Genomic DNA, 17,358 nt, shown 5'->3' on the forward strand with positions numbered 1-17,358 from the left:
CGCCACGGCGGTCCGTGCGATCGCCGTGAGACCAGTTGTCGCGGATCCGGCGCCGCAACCCCAGCAGGGTGGAAAATCAGGTACCGGAGGAGACGGTCCGGGACGGGCATGGACGGGCCGACTCATACAGGGGCGGGAGCGGAGCAGCATGGCGCAGGAGTCTCGGGGCGGCCTGCCGCCGGCGGCGGAGTTCGCGGTATGGCTCGTGGAGTTGAAGGTCCGCAGTGGTGATCCCGGCCTGGAGCGGTTGTCGAGGCTGACCGGTCAGGTGCCGCGCGGGCACCACGTGCCGAAGGCGACGCTGTCGAAGGCGCTGCAGGGCCGGGTGCTCCCGTCGCTCGACGTGGCGGCGGCAGTGGCCCAGGCCTGTGTCCTGCACGCGGGCGGGACCCGTGACGCGATGTCCGCCACCCGGCAGGAGTGCGTGGACCGCTGGACCCGGGCGAAGTCCTCCGAGCGGGTGGCGAAGATCGGCCGTATCGCGACGGAGGAGCCGTTGGCGGGTTCCGGTCTTGCGGCGTTCCAGCAGCGCTCCGAGGCCGAGGAAGCATTCCTCACCAAATACTTCCGGTGCATGGCGGCGTCGCTGGACCGGATGGAACTCTTCGGCGTCACCTTGCGCCAGCAGGATTTCAGCTACCGGATGAGTACCTCGTACATCAGCCTCAGGGCGGTCCGGCACGGCCCGACGTCCCCGTACCGGCCCCAGACCCCGGCACCGGACGCGTACCGCGGCGCTCACGGCGGGCCGTTGCGGGTGGAGGACGCCATCGCGCGCTCCCGGCGCGTTCTGATCCGGGGAGACGCCGGCTCGGGCAAGACGACCCTGCTGAAGTGGATCGCCGTCGGTGCCATGGACAGCACGCTGCCGGCGCCCATGGAGATGTGGAACCGGGCCGTGCCCTTCTTCGTCCCACTGCGCCATTTCGCCCGGGAACTGCCCACGCCCGAGCAGTTCCTGGACTACGCGGCCCGGACCCTGGCCGCGGCCGCGCCGCAGGACTTCGTACGGAACGCGCTCGACTCGGGCCACGCCATGGTGCTGATCGACGGCGTGGACGAGCTGCCCAGCGGGCGGCGGGGAGAAGTCCGGGACTGGCTGCGCGAACTCACGCAGAGCTACGAGAAATGCCGGTACGTGATCACCTCCCGGCAGGCCGCCATCGAGAGCGGGTGGCTGGCCGACACGGGTTTTCTGTCACTGGAGCTCACTCCGATGAGCCTCTCGGACCAGAACCTCTTCATCTCGCACTGGCACGCCACCATGCGGTCGGCCGTGAGCGACGAGTCGGAACGGGTCCGGCTGCGGGAGCACGAAAAGGCGCTCCTGCGGAGCATGGCCGAGCGCCGCGAGTTACGCCGGCTCGGGGGCAACCCCCTGCTGTGCGCCTTGCTGTGCGCACTGCACTGGGACCGGGAGATGCACCTCCCCAGCGACCGGCTGAAGCTGTTCGAAGCCGCCTTGGAGATGTTGCTCGTACGGCGCGATCAGCAGCGCAACATCACCGGGGACACCGTCCGCCTCAGCAGCGGGGTCCAGGAGCTGATCCTCAGGAAGCTCGCCTACTGGATGATCCGCAACGATCTGACCGAGGTGTCCCTGGAGCAGATGGCGGAACGGGTGGGCAGCTACTTGAGGGAGACCCCGGACGACGCGCTCGACCCGGCTGCCGTCGCCCGCCACCTCCTCGTCCGGACCGGGCTGCTGCGTGCTCCTGCCGTCGGCCGCGTCGACTTCGTGCACCGCACGTTCCAGGAGTACCTGGCCGCAGACCAACTGCTCAACGACGACGACCTCAATTTCCTGATCAAGCACGCCCACGAGGACCACTGGCAGGACGTCGTCGTCATGACCTCGGGACGGGCCCGCGACTCGGAGCGCAACCAGCTCGTCAAGGGCCTGCTGAAGAGGGCCCGCAAGGACAAGGTCCATCGCACCCGGCTGATCGTGCTCGCCGTCGATTGCGCGGGCAACGCGCCCTCGCTGGACGCCGACCTGCGGCGCGAGACACAGACCCGGGCGCAGGAACTCATTCCGCCGCAGGACCGAAAGCAGGCGGAGGCGCTGGCAGGACTGGGCGAGGTCGCGCTGGACCAGATGCCCGCGCCGGCGTCCAGCCTGGGGCCGCACGAGGTGGAAGCGATCCTGCACACCTGCCGGCTCGTCGGCGGCGCGGCCGCAATGCGGGTCCTGGCCCATTACGCCCGGCATTTCGATCAGTCCATCGAGCGCCAACTCATCCAGATGTGGCGCGATTTCGACCGCGGCGAATACGCCCGCGTCGTGCTGTCCGCCCTGTCCGAGATCAGCTGGCTCAGGGTGGACGCGGACTGGCTTCCGTACGTGTCGTGCCTCACCAACCTCGTCCGGCTCCAGATCGACGGGCCCGTGCCGGGCTACGAGGTGGTCGAGCAGCTGGAGCGCCTGTACGGGCTGACACTCGTGGATCCGGCACCCGAGTTGAGCGGGTTGCGCGCCCCTTCGGCGCTGCGGGCGCTCGCCGTCATCGGCCGGGTCGAGCACCGGTCGTTCCAGCGGCTCCTGCTCCCCCGGATCGAGGAGCTGCACGCGGAGGTCCGGTGCGTGCACTCCTCCCTCGCGTCGTGGCAACTGGTGTCGGGAATGCCGGCCACCACGCGCCGGACCCTGACCACGGTGATGACGGACAGCCCCTTGTCCGACATCACCGTGGAGAACCTGAGCACGACGTTTCCCGCCCTGAAGGTACTGTCGGTCCGACCGGACTACGTGGTCGGAATCGACCAGATCGCGTCCATGCTGAAAGTCCTGAAGGCACACACAGAGGTCACTACGTTCCGGCTCGAGGTCGCGGAAGCCGACTCCGACTACCTGGTCGACCAGATCGGTGATTCCCTGTTCCTGTACTGGCAGACCACGACCGGCGTGGACGACCGTGGAAGGTTCCAGGCCACGTTCACTCGGCACGCGTGAGCGCCACCACGCCGCCAACAGGCGCCCGAAGGGCATGAAAAAGCCCCAGGTCACGGCGAGTGAGTCCTGGGGCTAATCCGAGCCGCCTTCGGGATTCGAACCCGAGACCTACGCATTACGAGTGCGTTGCTCTGGCCAACTGAGCTAAGGCGGCACCGCTGGGGAGATGAGGGGAATTCCCCGGAGGGAGGCTCTCATCAGCAGCGGCGCCAAGTCTACAGGGTTAAACGGGGTGCCCTGCACCGGGCTGGGTGGGGTGGGGCTCCGGTGGGGGTGGAGGGGTTGGTTATGGGGTCTCCACCGGGGTTCGAGTCGGGCATCGGCGGAGGGTGGCACCTTTGCGTCGAGGGGCGCGGGCCTGATCGGTGGCGTTCCGTCGAGTGAGTTCGGGAACCGCGGACAGGGGTCTCCGGGCGGCCGAGGAGGAGGAGATCCTGTGGTGAAGATCGTTTTGTTGTCCGGCAGCACGCGCCGGGACTCGGTGAACACCGCTGTACTGGAGACCGTGCGCCACATCCTGGCGGGCCTGCCGGGGGAGCACGAGGCCGTGGCGCTGTCCGTGGCCGAGCTGCCGTTCTACGAGGCGGAGCTGGAGCGGACCGACGGTTCGGCGGCGGTGCGGGCGGCCAAGGAGCTCGTCGCCGGTGCGGACGCGCTGTTCATCAGCACCCCCGCCTACAACGGGGAGATGCCCGGAGCGCTCAAGAACGCGCTGGACTGGCTCTCCCGGGGCATCGGCGCGCCGAGTCCGCTGACCGGCAAGGTGACGGCCGTGGCCAGTGCCTCGCCCGGAGCCCGCGGCGGGCTCGACGCCCAGGCCGGGCTGGCCGGCGTACTGGAGCGGTGCGGGGCGCGGGTCGTCCGGCACGAGCCGGTCGCCGTCGGCGGGGCGGGCGCCCTGGCCACCGAGGACGGGCGGTACACCGATCCGGAGCTGGTGGAGCGGCTGGCGAGCCTGACCGGCGCGCTGCTGGCCGAGGTGGCCGACGCGAAGGTGCTGGTCTGATGGCGGCCGACCGGATAGGGCTGTTCCGCCTCATGAAGGAGGACCTGGAGGTGGTGGTCGCGCGGGATCCGTCCATGCGCAACCGCCGCGAGGCCCTGCTGCACGCGGCGTTGCCCGCGCTGTGGGCGCACCGGGTCGCGCACCGGCTGCACTCGCGCGGGCTGCGGATGACCGCGCGGATCATCGCCTGGCAGGCCCGCCGGGGCACCGCCGTCGAGATCCATCCCGGCGCGGTGCTGGGACGGCGGGTGTTCATCGACCACGGAGCGGCCGTGGTGATCGGCGAGACCGCGGTGGTCGGCGACGACGTGACCATCTACCACCAGGTGACGCTCGGCGCGGTCGGCTGGTGGAGCGACAACGCCCGGCCCGAGGGGGAGCGCCGCCACCCGGTCGTGGGCGCGGGGGTGATCCTCGGCGCGAACGCCACGGTCCTGGGCCCCGTAACGATCGGTGAGAGCGCTGTCATCGGCGCCCAGGCGCTGGTGAACAAGGACGTGCCCGCGGGTGCGAGGGTGCTCGCCGCGACCGCCGTGATCAAGGCCGTCGGCCAGGAGCCGCAGCCCATGGAAGACCTGTACGCGGTGACGGCGTCGGCCGGCTCCTGGTAGCAGGCCCGGCCTACCGTGCGCCCCCGATCCGCAGCCGTACGCGAACCGTACGAAACGACTTGTGAGGAAGCAGACGTGGAAAGCCGTGACACCCGCCGCATCGCCGACAGCATCGAGGACCTGATCGGTTCGACCCCGCTGATCCGCCTGCGGTTCGACGACACCGCCCCGGGCACCGAGGTGCTCGCCAAGCTGGAGTCGGCCAACCCGATGTCCACCAGCAAGGACCGGGCCGCCCTGTACATGTTGAAGGCCGCCGAGGAGCGGGGCGACCTCACGCCGGGCAGTGGGACCGTCATCGAGGCGACCTCCGGAAACACCGGCATCTCGCTGGCCGCGCTCTGCGCCGCCCGGGGCTACCGCTGCGTCATCGTGCTGCCCGACAGCGCGACCAGCGAGCGGGTCGCCCTGCTCCGGGCGCTCGGCGCGGAGATCGTGCAGACCCCGCGGGACGCCGGTTACCCCGGTGCGATCGCCAAGGCCGAGGAGCTGCACGCGGCTACCCCCGGGTCCTGGTTCCCGTGCCAGCACGAGAACGCCGACAACGTCCGGGCGCACTACGAGACCACCGGCCCGGAGATCTGGGCCGACACGGCCGGCCGGGTCGACGTCCTCGTCTGCGGCGTGGGCACCGGCGGGACGCTGACCGGCATCGCGAAGTACCTCAAGGAGCAGGACCCGACCATCCGGGTCGTCGCGGTCGAGCCGGAGAACTCCCCGGTGCTCTCCCAGGGCACCGGCGGCCTGCACAGGATTCCCGGCCTCAACGGCGGCTTCGTCGCCGCGACCACGGACGTGGACCTGATCGACAGCGTCGTGACCGTCTCCGACGAGGACGCGATGGCCGGAGCCCGTGCGCTCGCCCGCCGGCAGGGCGTCTTCGTCGGGGTCTCCTCCGGCGCCGTCGCCCACGCCTGCTCCCGGCTGGCCGCGCATCCGGACTACATCGGCGCCACGATCGTCACCGTGCTGCCCGACACCGGCGAGCGCTACCTCAGTCTCTGGGACGAGGAGGCCGTCCCGGGCACCGCGGCCACCGGCCGCCCGGCGGAAGTCCCCGTCATCCGTCCCGCCACCCCGCCGAGCGTCGCGACCGCCACGTCCTGACGTCGCCGCGGGCCGGTCCGCCGCCCCGCCCCTTCGTGGGTACGAAGGGGCGGGCAGCAGCGGCGGCACACCCCCGCCGGGCGGCGCGTCGCCACTGAGCACAATGGGCGGACGCACCGACCGAGCGAGGAGACGTACATGACGGACATCGAGACCGGCCGGACCGTTGAGGTCCGGGAGGCGGGCGCGGCGGACGTCGAGACGGCGGCGGAGCTGTTCCGCGGCTACCTCGACTTCTACGAGGTGCCCGCCGGGGATCCCGACGGCCCCCGGGCCTTCCTCGCCGAACGCATCGCGAAGGGCGAGTCGCTGGTGCTGCTCGCCGACGTGCCCGGCGCCGGGACGGTCGGCTTCGCCCAGGTGTACCGGGCCTTCTCCTCCCTCACGCTGAGCACGGCGTGGATCCTGAACGACCTGTACGTGGCCCCGTCCGGCCGGCGCACCGGCGCGGGCCGGGCGCTGCTGCGCGAGGTGCTGCGCCGGGCGCGCGCGGAGGGGGTGGCGGGGGTGCAGCTGGAGACCGCCTACGACAACCGGCGCGCGCAGGCCCTGTACGAGTCGGAGGGCTTCGTGCGCGAGGAGTTCCACGTCTACTTCCACGACTTCGGGGTCGCGAAGGGCTGAGGCCTTCCGGCGGACCCCTCGCCGGCCTGCGTCACTTGGCGTCGGCGTAGCACTCCACGACCGCGGTGGTGAAGGGGAAGCGGACCGGGGTCTCGCCGAAGCAGAGCCGGCCGGCCCGCTCCGAGGCGGCCCGGATCGCCTCGGCGACGGCCGGGGCCTCCTCGGCGGGGCAGTGCACGATCACCTCGTCGTGCTGGAAGAACACCAGCTCGGCGCGGAGCCCGGCGCCGGTCAGGGCCTGGCGCAGCGCCGCCAGGAGCAGCAGGGCCCAGTCGGCGGCACTGCCCTGCACGACGAAGTTGCGGGTGAAGCGGCCGCGGGCGCGGGCGCGGCCGTCGGCGGAGGCGTGGCCCGGGCCCGGGGGCCGGCCGTCGGGGCGGTCAGGGCGCTCGGGGCGGTCCTGGGGGAGACCGGCCTCGCCGCCGTCGTCCTCGGGGTCGGCGGCCGGCGGCGGGCAGGTCCGGCCGAGCCAGGTCCGCACGAGCCGGCCCTCCTCGCCCGCGCGGGCGGCGTCGTCCACGTAGGCCACGGCCCGGGGGAAGCGGCGGCGGAGCGCGGCGAGGTTCTTGAGGCCGTCGCCGGAGGTCTGGCCGTAGACGGCGCCGAGCACGGCGATCTTGGCCTTGTCCCGGTCGCCGGAGAAGCCCTGCCGGGAGACGGCCGTGTAGAGGTCCTCGGCCCGGCCCGCCACCTCCATGAAGGCCGGGTCGCGGGAGATCGCGGCGAGGACGCGCGGCTCCATCTGGTCGGCGTCGGCGACGACGAGCCGCCAGCCCGGATCGGCGATGACCGCCCGCCGGATCACCTTGGGGATCTGCAGGGCGCCGCCGCCGTTGGTGACCCAGCGGCCGGTGAGGGTGCCGCCGGGGACGAACTCGGGGCGGAAGCGGCCGTCGTGGACCCAGTCCGCGAGCCAGGACCAGCCGTGGGCGGTGTAGATGCGGTACAGCTTCTTGTGGGCCAGCAGCGGCTCCACGGCGGGGTGGTCGACCTCCTGGAGGGCCCAGCGGCGGGTGGAACCGAGCTTGATCCCGGCCTCCGCGAAGGCCTTGATGACATCGGCCGGCAGATCGGGGCGCACGCGGCGGCCGAAGGCGGCGGACACCTCGTCGGCGAGCTCGGCCAGCCGGCGGGGTTCGCCGCCACCCCCGTAGCGCTCGCCGAGCAGCTCGGTCAGCAGCGCGCGGTGGACGTCGGCCCGCCAGGGCAGGCCGGCCCGGTGCATCTCGCCGGCGATCAGGAAGGCGGCCGACTCGGAGGCGACGAGCAGGCGCATTCGGTCGGGGTGGGCGGTGGCGGCGATCCGGCGGGCCTGGTCGGCATGGACGGCGAGCAGGGCGTCGAGGGAGAGCGGGGTGGCGGGCCGCGGGTCGAAGAGGGAGTCCTGGCTGCCGCGTTCGGCGGCGCGCGGCGGCGGATCCGGCGGTACGGGGGCACCGCTGAGGCGGGCCCAGGCGGCCGCCGCCGAGCGGGGCAGGCCGAAGCGGCCCTCGTGGCCCAGGAGCAGCAGCTCGGCGTCCTCGACGTCGTAGCAGCGCTCGACGCGGACGCCGGCGGCGAGCAGGCGGGGGTGGACGGCGGCGGTGGACGGCCAGATCCAGCGGGTGGCGTCGGGGGCGGCGCGGACGGCCTCGGCGGGATCGCGGACGCGCAGGCGGGGGCCGGTGGCGGGGGGTACGGGTGTGGCGTGCCACCAGCCGTCGGCGGCCTCGGCGAGGGCCCAGGGGCCGGGTGCGTCGCTCACGAGTGCGAGTGTCCCACCGGCCTCTGACATCCCCCGCCCGGCCCGCCGGGCGGGGGGCGGGGGGACGCTGCCGGTCGGGCGGAGGCTGGGCGAGGGCGGTGCCGTCGGGCGAGGCGCACGCCCGGGGCGGCGGCCGCCGGCGGGGGCGGAGGCTGGTGGTTGGGGGGGTGGGGGACATGCCAAGCTGAGGGGGTGAGTGAGTTCGCCGAGACCGTTGACCGGGCCTTTGCCGCCGCGCTGTACGCCCAGGACGACGCCGGGCTCGATACGGGCGCCTCCGTCCTCGCCGCCGAGCCCGGGCGGTGGGCCGGGGTGGGGCGGGAGCTGCTCGTGCGCGGGGAGGCGTACGCACGGCAGGCCTGGGAGCGGGGCTGGCAGCCGGCCGACGTGCTCCGGCTGGTGCGCCGGGACCTGGAGGAGCTCCACGTACGGATCACCGAGGACGTGATCGCCGCCGAGGCCCGCCGCTACGCCCGGCTCCCCGAGCGGTGGACGGACGCCGAGGCGTGGTGGGACGAGGACGCCGCGTACGCCGAGCAGCTCGCGCGCCGCACCAGGGCGGACCGGTTCACGCTGGGCACCGCCGTGCTGGAGGTGTTCCGGCTGCTGATCCGGCTCCCCTCCATCGAGCCCGTCGGCCCGGTCCCCGGCGACCCCGCGGAGGACCTCGCCGCGCACGCGCACATCGAACCCCGCATGCTCGGACGGATCCGCGCGCTGCTGGCGAAGGCGGAGGCGACCACCTTCCCGGAGGAGGCGGAGGCGCTGAGCGCGAAGGCCCAGGAGCTGATGGCCCGCCACACGGTGGACGAGGCGCTGCTCGCGGCCCGCGGCGGGGGCCGGGGACAGCTGCCCGGTGCCTGCCGGGTCGGGGTCGAGCCCCCGTACGAGGAGGCCAAGGCGGTGCTGCTGGACGCGGTGGCGACGGCCAACCGCTGCCGGGCGGTGTGGAACAGCGGCTTCGAGTTCTCCACGGTGGTCGGCTTCGAGAGCGATCTGGAGGCGGTGGAGCTGCTCTACACCTCGCTGCTCGTCCAGGGCACGGCGGCGATGACCCGCGCCGAGGCGGCCCAGCGGGCCGGCGGACGCAAGCGGACCAAGACCTTCCGGCAGTCCTTCCTGCTCGCCTACGCCAGCCGGCTCGGGCGGCGGCTCGCGGAGACCGCCGAGCACACGGCCGCCGAGGCGCCGGACAACCTGCCCGCGCTGGTGGCCCGCGACGTCGCGGTGACCTCCCGGGCGGAGGAGATGTTCCCCCGCACCACGACGACCCGGCTGCGCGGCGCCACCGACCACGCGGGCTGGGAGGACGGCACGGCGGCGGCCGACGCGGCCCACGTGGGCGGCAGCCGCAGCCGCCCGTCCCTGCCGTAGCCGTAGCCGGGGCCGGGGCCGGGGCCGTAGCCGGGGCCCGGGCCGAGCCGGGCGGGGCCGGACCGCGCCGGGCCCGGGGCTGCCCGGATCGCCCCGATCGCCCGGCCGCCGGCGTCAGGCCGCCGGGGGCTGGGGGGCCGCGGCGGGGGTTGCGGCCCGAGGGGGTGCGTCGTGGGCCGCCGGGGGCGTGTCCTCCGTGCGCAGCGCACGCGCCTCGGACTTCAGGATGCGCGCCGAGCGGCCCAGGGAGCGGGCCATGTCCGGGAGCTTCTTCGAACCGAACACGAGCAGGCACACCACCAGCACGATGATCAGGTGCCAGGGTTCGAGGCCATTGCGGAGCATGTGCGTACCCACCTTTCGACCGGATGATGATCCGTCCCATGGAACCGCCCGGCAAGGGATCCGCACAAACCTGAAGAAACCCTGAAAACCGTTACGCTCGTCGCCATGAGCTGGCTCCGGGCGCTGAAGGACACGGCCCGCTCGGGCGTGAAGATCGAACGGACCCGCCTGGAGCCCCTCGTCGCGGTCCGGGCCGCCGCCGGCCTCGCGCTCGTCATCGGCTTCGGGCTGGCCTTCCTCGGGCCCGGCGCGGCCGCGAGTTCCGCCTTCGGGGCCTTCACGGCCGCCACCGCGAGCTTCCAGCAGAGCTGGCGGCCGCGTCCGTTGCTCGCCCTCGCCTCGGGGCTGACCCTGGCGGTCTCCACCTTCATCGGCTACCTCGTCGGCTCCTCGGACACCGGGCTCTTCCTGCTCCTGCTCGCCGTCTGGTCGTTCGCGGCGGGGCTGCTGTGGGCGGCCGGGCCGGTCGCCGGGATCCTCGCCTCCGGGAACGTCGCGATCATGCTGGTCACCGTCACCCTGCCGACCTCCCTCCCGCAGGCCGCCGGGCACGCCGCGGTGATCGCCGCGGGCGGGGTGGTGCAGGCGCTGCTGATCGTGCTGTTCCCGGTCCGCCGCTGGGGCGCCCAGCGCGACGCCCTGGCCGACGCGCTGGCCGCCGAGGCCGACTACGCCCGCCGCCTGCGCCACGACCCGGTCGCCCCCTTCGACCCCGCGCCGCTGATGAGGGCCCGGGACGCCGCCGCGGTCACCGTCCGCCAGGCCCGGCGGCGGCCCTCCGAACTGCACGGGGCGCGGGGGCTCGCCGAGCGGATCCGGCCCGTGCTGGCCTCGCTCGCCGACCCGGCGGTGGGGGCGCCCGCCGAGGGGCCGGCCCGGGACCGGGTGCGGGAGCTGCTCGCCGCCGCCGCGACGGTGCTGGACGCCGCCGCGCGCGCGATCCGCCGAGGGGATCCCCTGGACCTGCCCGCCCCGGCCCTGGCCGTGCTCCAGGCCCCCGACCTCCCCGAGGTGCTCCGGGGCGCGCCGCTGCGGGCCGCGCGGCGGCTGGCCGCGCTGCTGGCGGACGTGCTGGAGACGGCCGATCCCCGGTCGGGGCGGACCGCCGACCCGGCCGAGTCGATGCTGCGGCCCTCGCTGGCGGGGCTGGTTCCGATGGTGCTGAGGGACGTACGGGCCGAGCTGCGGCCGGGCTCGCCCATCCTGCGGCACGCCGTCCGGGTCACGGCCGTCGCCTGCGCCGGGTACCTGATCGGGCAGGAGCTGCCGTTCGGGCACGGCTACTGGGCGCCGATGACCTCGGTGATGGTGATGCGGCCGGACTTCACGCAGACCTGGTCCCGGGCCGTCGCCCGCTTCGCCGGCACCCTGGTCGGGGTCGGCGTCGCCACCGCGATCGTGCAGCTGGCCCAGCCCGGGATGTACCTGTCGGGGCTGCTCGCCGTGGTCAGCGCGGCCCTGATGTACGTGCTGATGCGCACGGGGTACGCCGTGGGGCAGCTCTTCCTCTCGGCGTACGTCGTCTTCCTGCTCGGCATGGGCGGCGTGCGCTGGGACCAGACCGTGCCCGACCGGATCGCCCTGACCCTGGTCGGCGGGGTGCTGGCGATGGTGGCCTACGCCGTCTACCCGGCCTGGGAGACCCCGCGGCTGCGGGACCGCCTCGCCGACTGGCTGGCCGCCGTCGGGCGGTACGCGGCGGCCGTGCTCGAACAGTACGCCGACCCGGCGGGGGCCCGGCGCGCGAACGTCCGGGAGACCCTGCTGGCCGCCCGCGACGCCCGGATCGCCTGGCAGGAGGCGCTCGCGCGGGCGGCGGGGGAGCCGGTGCGCCACCGGGGCCTGTCCCGGGCGGCCGCCGACGGGGCGGGGGAGGCCCTGGCGGCGGCCGGCCGGCACGCGATGCTGCTGGAGGCCCACCTCCCGGACCGGGCGCACGAACCGGTGCCGGGGGCGGCCGAGCTGGCGGCCGCCCTGCGCCGGGCGACCGAGGAGGGCGCGAAGGCGGTGCGCGAGCGCCGGGTCCCGGAGTGGGGCGGGGTCCGGGAGCTGCTGCCCGAGGGGGACGCACCGGGCTCGGCCGTGCTGCGGGGGGCGGCGGAGCAACTGCTGGACGCGCTGGACGAGCTCTCCGAGGCGCTGCGGTCCTGAAGGGGCCCGAGAAGTGATCAACGGTGACGGACCCGGCACCCCGCGTGCACGTGCATCTGCCCATGCAGGCGCTGGTGAACACAGCTATGATCCGGTGCAGTTGACATCTGCACTATCGGGGGCTTCCTGTGGACCACGCGTACAACGGGATGGCAGCTGCAGAACTCGCTTCCTTGTATGAGCTGACCTGGCAGAAGAGCAGACACAGCAACTCGCAGGGATCCTGCGTTGAGTTCGCCAGGCTGCCCGGCGGCGACGTCGCCATGCGCAACTCGCGCTTTCCCGATGGGCCGGCGCTCGTGTACACGCCGGCCGAGATAGAGGCGCTGCTGCTGGGCGTCAAGGACGGCGAGTTCGATCATCTGATCGGCTGACGGAACAGCGCACTCAATCGAGCCATGCACGTGCACTGGCCGGGACTGATCGAAATGATCAACCCCGGCCAGTTGTCCTGTTCGTGACGTTCCGTCCCCCGGTTGTGCGAACCCGCCAGGAAGGCCGGTCCCGGGGGTCAGTCCTGGAGCATGAACAGCGCCCAGACGACCTTGCCGGTCAGCCGGCCCGCGAGCGGGTGCCAGCCCCAGTTGTCGCTGTAGGCGTCCACGAGGAACAGCCCGCGCCCCGACTCCAGGTCGCAGTTCTCGTCGGTCCGCTCCGGCGCGAAGGAGCCGCCCGGCCGCTCCTCGCTGGGGTCGCGCACCGCGCACACCAGCCGGGTGCTCCACCGCATCAGGTGCAGCCGTACGGAGCCCTCCGGCTCGCCGGCGCACCCCCGCGCCTCGTCCGGCAGGGCGTGGCGCAGCGCGTTGGTGACGAGTTCCGAGACGACCAGCGCGACATCGTCGAAGCGGTCGTCCAGGCCCCACTGGGACAAGGTCGAGCGGGTGAACGAACGGGCGCCCCGCACCGCCTCGAAGCGGGCGGGCAGGGCGCACGACGCGGACCCGGAGACAGCCGTGGGGTCGACCGGGGGCAGCCCCTGCCGTAACGGCTCGAGCATGGTCGATCCATTCGTCCCCATGCGAGGCACTCCCGGGATTCGCGGACGAAGCGGCGGCTTTGTCCAAAGAGAACTGCGGGGTGGGTCCGGCGCCGGCGCGAAGAGCACGCAGGTGCGCGAGACCATCGTTCCGAATGGCGCAGCCGTATGCAAGGGCAGATGCACGTGCACGCGCCGGACCTGTCCGCTCCCGTGACGGTTCTTGCTCATTTCTTCCTACGCATACTTACGGACTTCTTTTCCGGGGCGCCGGATTCCGTTACAGAACGAGTACGGTCCGATGCGTTTTGGTGGCAGACTCTCGCACCGGGGTACGGGGGCCCACGACGCACACGCTCATCGCGATGGGGAGGGCAGGACAGTGACCGCAGAAGCCAGCGGTTCCGTGGTGCGCCGCATCCTCCTGGGCTCTCAGCTCAGGCGACTCCGAGAATCCCGCGGCATCACCCGTGAAGCGGCCGGCTACTCGATCCGCGCATCAGAATCGAAGATCAGCCGCTTGGAGTTGGGAAGGGTGAGCTTCAAGGCCAGGGACGTCGAGGACCTCCTGACGCTCTACGGGGTCACGGACGGCGCGGAGCGGGAGTCCCTGCTGGGACTGGTCCGCGAGGCCAACGCGGCGGGCTGGTGGCACAGTTACGGCGACGTGCTCCCCGGCTGGTTCCAGACGTACATCGGCCTGGAGGGCGCCGCCTCGCTCATCCGCATCTACGAGGTGCAGTTCATCCACGGCCTGCTCCAGACCGAGGCGTACGCGCACGCCGTCGTCCAGCGCGGCATGCCCGGCGCGTCCGCCGCCGAGATCGACCGGCGCGTCGCCCTGCGCCTGGAGCGCCAGAAGGTCCTCGTCTCCGAGAACGCCCCCGTCTTCCACGCCGTCCTCGACGAGGCCGCGCTGCGCCGCCCCTACGGCGACCGCGACGTGATGCGCGGCCAGTTGGAACACCTGATCGACATCAGCCAGCGGCCCAACGTGCAGCTCCAGGTGATGCCCTTCTCCTTCGGCGGACACGCGGGGGAGAGCGGAGCCTTCACCCTGCTGCGCTTCCCCGAGTCCGACCTCCAGGACATCGTCTATCTGGAACAGCTCACCAGTGCCCTCTACCTCGACAAAGAAGAGGAAGTGGGGCAGTACTCGCGGGCGATGGAGCGGCTCCAGGCCGATTGCCCCGATCCCGACCGGACCCGGGATCTCCTGCGCGGACTGCTCCAACTGTCCTGAACCGCACGTACTATGACGTCTGATCAGTGCATGACGACCGATCGGTCTCCGGTGCAGCGCACGGGTGCGCGCTCGCAGTAAGGGATGGCATGTCCATATTCACCGACCTGGCTCACCAGTACATCGACGGCGAATGGCTGGCCGGCACCGGTTCGTGGGACATCATCGACGTCAACCCGTACAACGGGGAGAAGCTCGCGGCCATCACGGTGGCCACCACCGAGCAGGTGGATCTGGCCTACCGCGCGGCCGAGCGGGCGCAGCGGCTCTGGGCGGAGACCAGCCCCTACGCGAGACGATCCGTCCTCGAACGCGCCCTGCGCATCACCGAGGAGCGCCAGAAGGAGATCGTCGAGGCGATGATCGACGAGCTCGGCGGGACCCGTCCCAAGGCCGAGTACGAGGTCCACCTCGCGATGGAGTTCCTGCGCGAGGCGGTCCAGCTGGCCGTCCGCCCCGAGGGCCGCATCCTGCCCTCGCCGGTCGCGGGCAAGGAGAACCGGGTCCAGCGGCTGCCCGTCGGCGTCGTCGCCGTGATCAGCCCCTTCAACTTCCCGCTCCTGGTCACCCTGAAGTCGGTCGCACCCGCGCTGGCCCTGGGCAACGCCGTCGTGATCAAGCCGAACCAGAACGCCCCGGTGGCGGGCGGCGGGATCATCGCCAAGATCTTCGAGGACGCGGGCCTGCCCGCCGGCCTCCTCAACGTCCTGGTCACCGACATCGCCGAGATAGGCGACGCGATCCTGACCCACCCCGTCCCCAAGGTCATCTCCTTCGCCGGATCCGACCGCACCGGACGGCACGTCGGCGCGGTCGCCGCCCGCCACTTCAAGCGGACCGTCCTGGAGCTGAGCGGCAACAGCGCCCTGGTCGTCCTGGACGACGCCGACGTGGACTACGCCGTCGACGCGGCCGTCTTCAGCCGCTTCGTCTTCCAGGGCCAGGTCTGCATGGCCGCCAACCGGATCCTCGTCGACGCCTCCCTGGCCGAGGAGTTCACCGAGAAGTTCACCGCCCGGGTGCGCGCCCTGAAGACCGGCGACCCGCGCGAGGCCGACACCCACATCGGCCCCCTGATCAACTCCTTCCAGGCCGAGGCGCTGACCGCCCTGGTGGACCGCGCCGTCGAGTCCGGCGCCCGGGCGCTCGTACGCGGGTCTACGCGCGGCAACCTGGTCGAGCCGACCGTGCTGGCCGGACTGCCCGAGGACTCCCCGCTGCTCGGCCAGGAGATCTTCGGCCCCGTGGCGCTGCTGGTGGTCTTCGACGGTGAGGAGGAGGCCGTGCGCCTGACCAACGCGACCCCGTACGGGCTGAGCGGGGCCGTGCACACGCGGGACGTGGAGCGCGGGGTCCGCTTCGCCCAGCGCATCGAGACCGGCATGATCCACGTCAACGACTCCACCATCGGGGACGAGCCGCTGACCGCCTTCGGCGGCGAGAAGGCCTCGGGCCTGGGCCGGCTCGGCGGCGAGGCCACCGTCGAGGCCTTCACCACCCAGAAGTGGATCTCGGTACAGCACGGCCGGACGGCCTTCCCCTTCTGAGGCGCGCCTCCCTTCCGAGGCGCGCCGGGCGACGGCCGCAGTAGAGGACAGAACCTGTCCGCAAGGCTCCGTAGCGTGGTTCCCGTCAGCAGGAGGACCGGGGCGCGCGAGCGCCCCCTACGGAAGGCGGCCGTCATGCCCCACCCCACCGAGGAGATCGCCGGAGACGAGCGCGGGACGCTGCTCCTGTTCGTCGAGGACCAGCGCGAGGCGATCCGCCGGGCCGCCGAGGGGCTCACCCCGGAGCAGGCCGCGAGCCGCCCCACCGCGAGCGAGCTGTCGCTGTCCGGGCTCGTCAAGCACGCGGCCGAGGTCGAGCTGAACTGGCTGCGCATGGCCCAGCGCCGGCCGAACGAGCACCGGCGCGCCCCCGAGACCTGGCTGGAGGGCTTCCACCTCGCCGAGGACGAGAGCCTCGACTCCGCCCTCGCGTTCTGGGACGGGGTGAAGAAGGAGACGGCCGACTTCGTGGGCTCCGTGCCCACCCTCGACCAGTCCTTCCCGCTGCCCAAGGCGCCGTGGTTCCCCGACGCGGAGGTCTCGGTCCGCTGGATGCTGCTGCACCTGGTGCGCGAGTTCGCCCGGCACGCGGGGCACGCCGACATCCTGCGGGAGTCCATCGACGGCACGAAGGCGATGGGCTGACCGGACGGCCGTGACACCCGTGCGGCCGTCTTCGCGACTGCCTGCGGGCCCGTCCGCGCCCCCGTCTCCAGGGGAGGGACTTGCACCTCACGTGGCGTGAGGAGCCACAGTGAGGGGCGTATCCAACCAGAGGAGCGGAAAGCGATGGGCTACTCCGTGGGCCAGGTCGCCGGTTTCGCCGCGGTGACGGTGCGCACGCTGCACCACTACGACGAGATCGGCCTGCTCTCCCCGAGCGGCCGCAGCGGGGCGGGGCACCGGCGGTACGACGACGCCGACCTCGACCGGCTCCAGCGGATCCTGTTCTACCGGGAGCTCGGCTTCCCGCTCGACGAGGTCGCGGCCCTGCTGGACGATCCGGATGCGGACCCGAGCGAGCACCTGCGCCGGCAGCACGCCCTCCTGTCCGGACGGATCGCCCGGCTCCAGCAGATGGCCGCGGCCGTCGAGCACGCCATGGAGGCGAACACGATGGGCATCAACCTCACGCCGCAGGAGAGGTTCGAGGTCTTCGGGGACCAGGACCCCGAGCAGTACGCCGAGGAGGCCGGGCAGCGGTGGGGCCACACCGACGCCTACGCGCAGTCGCAGCGCCGGGCCGCCTCGTACACCAAGGACGACTGGAAGCGGATGCAGGACGAGGCCGCCGACTGGAGTGCCCGGTACGCGGCCCTGATGGAGGCGGGGGAGCCGGCCGAGGGCGAGGCCGCGATGGATCTGGCCGAGGAGCACCGCCGGCACATCTGCGCGTGGTTCTACGAGTGCCCGTACGAGATGCACACCTGCCTCGGCGACATGTACGTGGCGGACGAGCGCTTCAAGGCCTTCTACGACGCGGTGCGGCCGGGCCTGGCCGAGCACCTGCGGGACGCGATCACGGCCAACGCCGTGCGCAGGGTGTGACCCGCGCGTCACCGTGCGGTGGCCGCGAGCTTGCTCACACGACCCCCTCCGGGCCTGGAACCCGGCGGGGGTCGTGTGCGTTGATAATTGAGACCAGCTGACTCGTCGCCCCCCACCGCCGACACC

The 17,358-nt window shown here is 72.8% G+C and carries 15 protein-coding genes and 1 tRNA gene; 12 read left to right on the forward strand and 4 right to left on the reverse strand.

The features are described from left to right. Positions 1–148 precede the first annotated feature (148 nt). On the forward strand, positions 149–2,953 hold the full coding sequence (locus tag ACFYYT_RS17680; protein WP_351815698.1) for an NACHT domain-containing protein: 2,805 nt from the start codon (positions 149–151) through the stop codon (positions 2,951–2,953). An 80-nt stretch (positions 2,954–3,033) separates the two neighbouring features. Here ACFYYT_RS17680 and ACFYYT_RS17685 read toward each other — a convergent pair. Further along, a tRNA-Thr gene (locus tag ACFYYT_RS17685) sits at positions 3,034–3,107 on the reverse strand. 282 nt (positions 3,108–3,389) lie between these two features. On the opposite strand from ACFYYT_RS17685, the gene ACFYYT_RS17690 reads away from it, so the two are divergent. The 4 genes from ACFYYT_RS17690 (at position 3,390) to ACFYYT_RS17705 (ending at position 6,301) form a co-directional block, all read left to right on the forward strand. Continuing rightward, the gene (locus ACFYYT_RS17690) at positions 3,390–3,959 is read left to right on the forward strand and encodes an NADPH-dependent FMN reductase (RefSeq protein WP_351815701.1); all 570 of its coding nucleotides are present in this window, start codon (positions 3,390–3,392) and stop codon (positions 3,957–3,959) included. Further along, positions 3,959–4,570, forward strand: a complete 612-nt coding sequence (epsC, locus tag ACFYYT_RS17695; RefSeq protein ID WP_351815704.1) for a serine O-acetyltransferase EpsC — start codon at positions 3,959–3,961, stop codon at positions 4,568–4,570. The genes ACFYYT_RS17690 and epsC overlap by 1 nt, the downstream gene beginning before the upstream one ends. 75 nt (positions 4,571–4,645) lie before the next feature. Next, complete coding sequence (locus tag ACFYYT_RS17700; RefSeq protein ID WP_351815706.1) at positions 4,646–5,677, forward strand: cysteine synthase family protein; 1,032 nt, start codon at positions 4,646–4,648, stop codon at positions 5,675–5,677. A gap of 138 nt (positions 5,678–5,815) precedes the next feature. Continuing rightward, positions 5,816–6,301, forward strand: coding sequence for a GNAT family N-acetyltransferase (locus tag ACFYYT_RS17705; RefSeq protein WP_351815709.1), 486 nt, complete (start codon positions 5,816–5,818; stop codon positions 6,299–6,301). Positions 6,302–6,332: 31 nt separating this feature from the next. Here the strand turns inward: ACFYYT_RS17705 and ACFYYT_RS17710 are convergent, their stop codons facing one another. Beyond that, on the reverse strand, positions 6,333–8,075 hold the full coding sequence (locus tag ACFYYT_RS17710) for a bifunctional 3'-5' exonuclease/DNA polymerase (protein WP_351815712.1): 1,743 nt from the start codon (positions 8,073–8,075) through the stop codon (positions 6,333–6,335). A gap of 162 nt (positions 8,076–8,237) precedes the next feature. Between ACFYYT_RS17710 and ACFYYT_RS17715 the strand changes: the two genes are divergently transcribed. Next, a complete protein-coding gene (locus tag ACFYYT_RS17715; protein ID WP_351815715.1) occupies positions 8,238–9,419 on the forward strand; it encodes a DUF2786 domain-containing protein in 1,182 nt (393 codons plus the stop codon). A gap of 114 nt (positions 9,420–9,533) precedes the next feature. Here ACFYYT_RS17715 and tatA read toward each other — a convergent pair whose 3' ends face one another. Then, positions 9,534–9,764: a Sec-independent protein translocase subunit TatA gene (tatA, locus tag ACFYYT_RS17720; RefSeq protein ID WP_351815718.1), complete on the reverse strand. Its 231-nt coding sequence runs from the start codon at positions 9,762–9,764 to the stop codon at positions 9,534–9,536. A 105-nt stretch (positions 9,765–9,869) separates the two neighbouring features. Between tatA and ACFYYT_RS17725 the strand changes: the two genes are divergently transcribed. Next, on the forward strand, positions 9,870–11,915 hold the full coding sequence (locus ACFYYT_RS17725; RefSeq protein WP_351815721.1) for an FUSC family protein: 2,046 nt from the start codon (positions 9,870–9,872) through the stop codon (positions 11,913–11,915). 128 nt (positions 11,916–12,043) lie between these two features. After that, positions 12,044–12,289 carry a DUF397 domain-containing protein gene (locus ACFYYT_RS17730; RefSeq protein ID WP_351815723.1) on the forward strand — a complete coding sequence of 82 codons (246 nt, stop codon included), beginning with the start codon at positions 12,044–12,046 and terminating at the stop codon, positions 12,287–12,289. Positions 12,290–12,426: 137 nt separating this feature from the next. On the opposite strand, the gene ACFYYT_RS17735 is transcribed toward ACFYYT_RS17730, so the two are convergent. Beyond that, complete coding sequence (locus tag ACFYYT_RS17735; protein WP_351815726.1) at positions 12,427–12,915, reverse strand: ATP-binding protein; 489 nt, start codon at positions 12,913–12,915, stop codon at positions 12,427–12,429. Between the two features lie 385 nt (positions 12,916–13,300). Between ACFYYT_RS17735 and ACFYYT_RS17740 the strand changes: the two genes are divergently transcribed. The 4 genes from ACFYYT_RS17740 to ACFYYT_RS17755 all read left to right on the forward strand — a co-directional run bounded on the left by ACFYYT_RS17740 (position 13,301) and on the right by ACFYYT_RS17755 (position 17,232). Then, on the forward strand, positions 13,301–14,137 hold the full coding sequence (locus tag ACFYYT_RS17740; RefSeq protein WP_351815823.1) for a helix-turn-helix transcriptional regulator: 837 nt from the start codon (positions 13,301–13,303) through the stop codon (positions 14,135–14,137). 89 nt (positions 14,138–14,226) lie between these two features. Next, positions 14,227–15,684: an aldehyde dehydrogenase family protein gene (locus ACFYYT_RS17745; protein WP_351815728.1), complete on the forward strand. Its 1,458-nt coding sequence runs from the start codon at positions 14,227–14,229 to the stop codon at positions 15,682–15,684. Between the two features lie 135 nt (positions 15,685–15,819). Then, complete coding sequence (locus ACFYYT_RS17750) at positions 15,820–16,329, forward strand: DinB family protein (RefSeq protein ID WP_351815731.1); 510 nt, start codon at positions 15,820–15,822, stop codon at positions 16,327–16,329. Between the two features lie 144 nt (positions 16,330–16,473). After that, complete coding sequence (locus ACFYYT_RS17755) at positions 16,474–17,232, forward strand: MerR family transcriptional regulator (RefSeq protein ID WP_351815734.1); 759 nt, start codon at positions 16,474–16,476, stop codon at positions 17,230–17,232. Positions 17,233–17,358 lie beyond the last annotated feature (126 nt).

This window comes from Streptomyces sp. NPDC002032, from assembly GCF_042890765.1.
In the GTDB taxonomy this organism is placed as follows: Bacteria; Actinomycetota; Actinomycetes; order Streptomycetales; family Streptomycetaceae; genus Streptomyces.

Bases quoted from the DNA above. Each gene is read 5' to 3' on its own strand.
- epsC (WP_351815704.1), top strand. From the start codon at position 3,959: ATGGCGGCCGACCGGATAGGGCTGTTCCGCCTCATGAAGGAGGACCTG.
- ACFYYT_RS17735 (WP_351815726.1), bottom strand. From the start codon at position 12,915: ATGCTCGAGCCGTTACGGCAGGGGCTGCCCCCGGTCGACCCCACGGCT.
- ACFYYT_RS17680 (WP_351815698.1), top strand. From the start codon at position 149: ATGGCGCAGGAGTCTCGGGGCGGCCTGCCGCCGGCGGCGGAGTTCGCG.
- ACFYYT_RS17755 (WP_351815734.1), top strand. From the start codon at position 16,474: ATGGGCTACTCCGTGGGCCAGGTCGCCGGTTTCGCCGCGGTGACGGTG.
- ACFYYT_RS17750 (WP_351815731.1), top strand. From the start codon at position 15,820: ATGCCCCACCCCACCGAGGAGATCGCCGGAGACGAGCGCGGGACGCTG.
- tatA (WP_351815718.1), bottom strand. From the start codon at position 9,764: ATGCTCCGCAATGGCCTCGAACCCTGGCACCTGATCATCGTGCTGGTG.
- ACFYYT_RS17745 (WP_351815728.1), top strand. From the start codon at position 14,227: ATGTCCATATTCACCGACCTGGCTCACCAGTACATCGACGGCGAATGG.
- ACFYYT_RS17710 (WP_351815712.1), bottom strand. From the start codon at position 8,075: ATGTCAGAGGCCGGTGGGACACTCGCACTCGTGAGCGACGCACCCGGC.
- ACFYYT_RS17705 (WP_351815709.1), top strand. From the start codon at position 5,816: ATGACGGACATCGAGACCGGCCGGACCGTTGAGGTCCGGGAGGCGGGC.
- ACFYYT_RS17725 (WP_351815721.1), top strand. From the start codon at position 9,870: ATGAGCTGGCTCCGGGCGCTGAAGGACACGGCCCGCTCGGGCGTGAAG.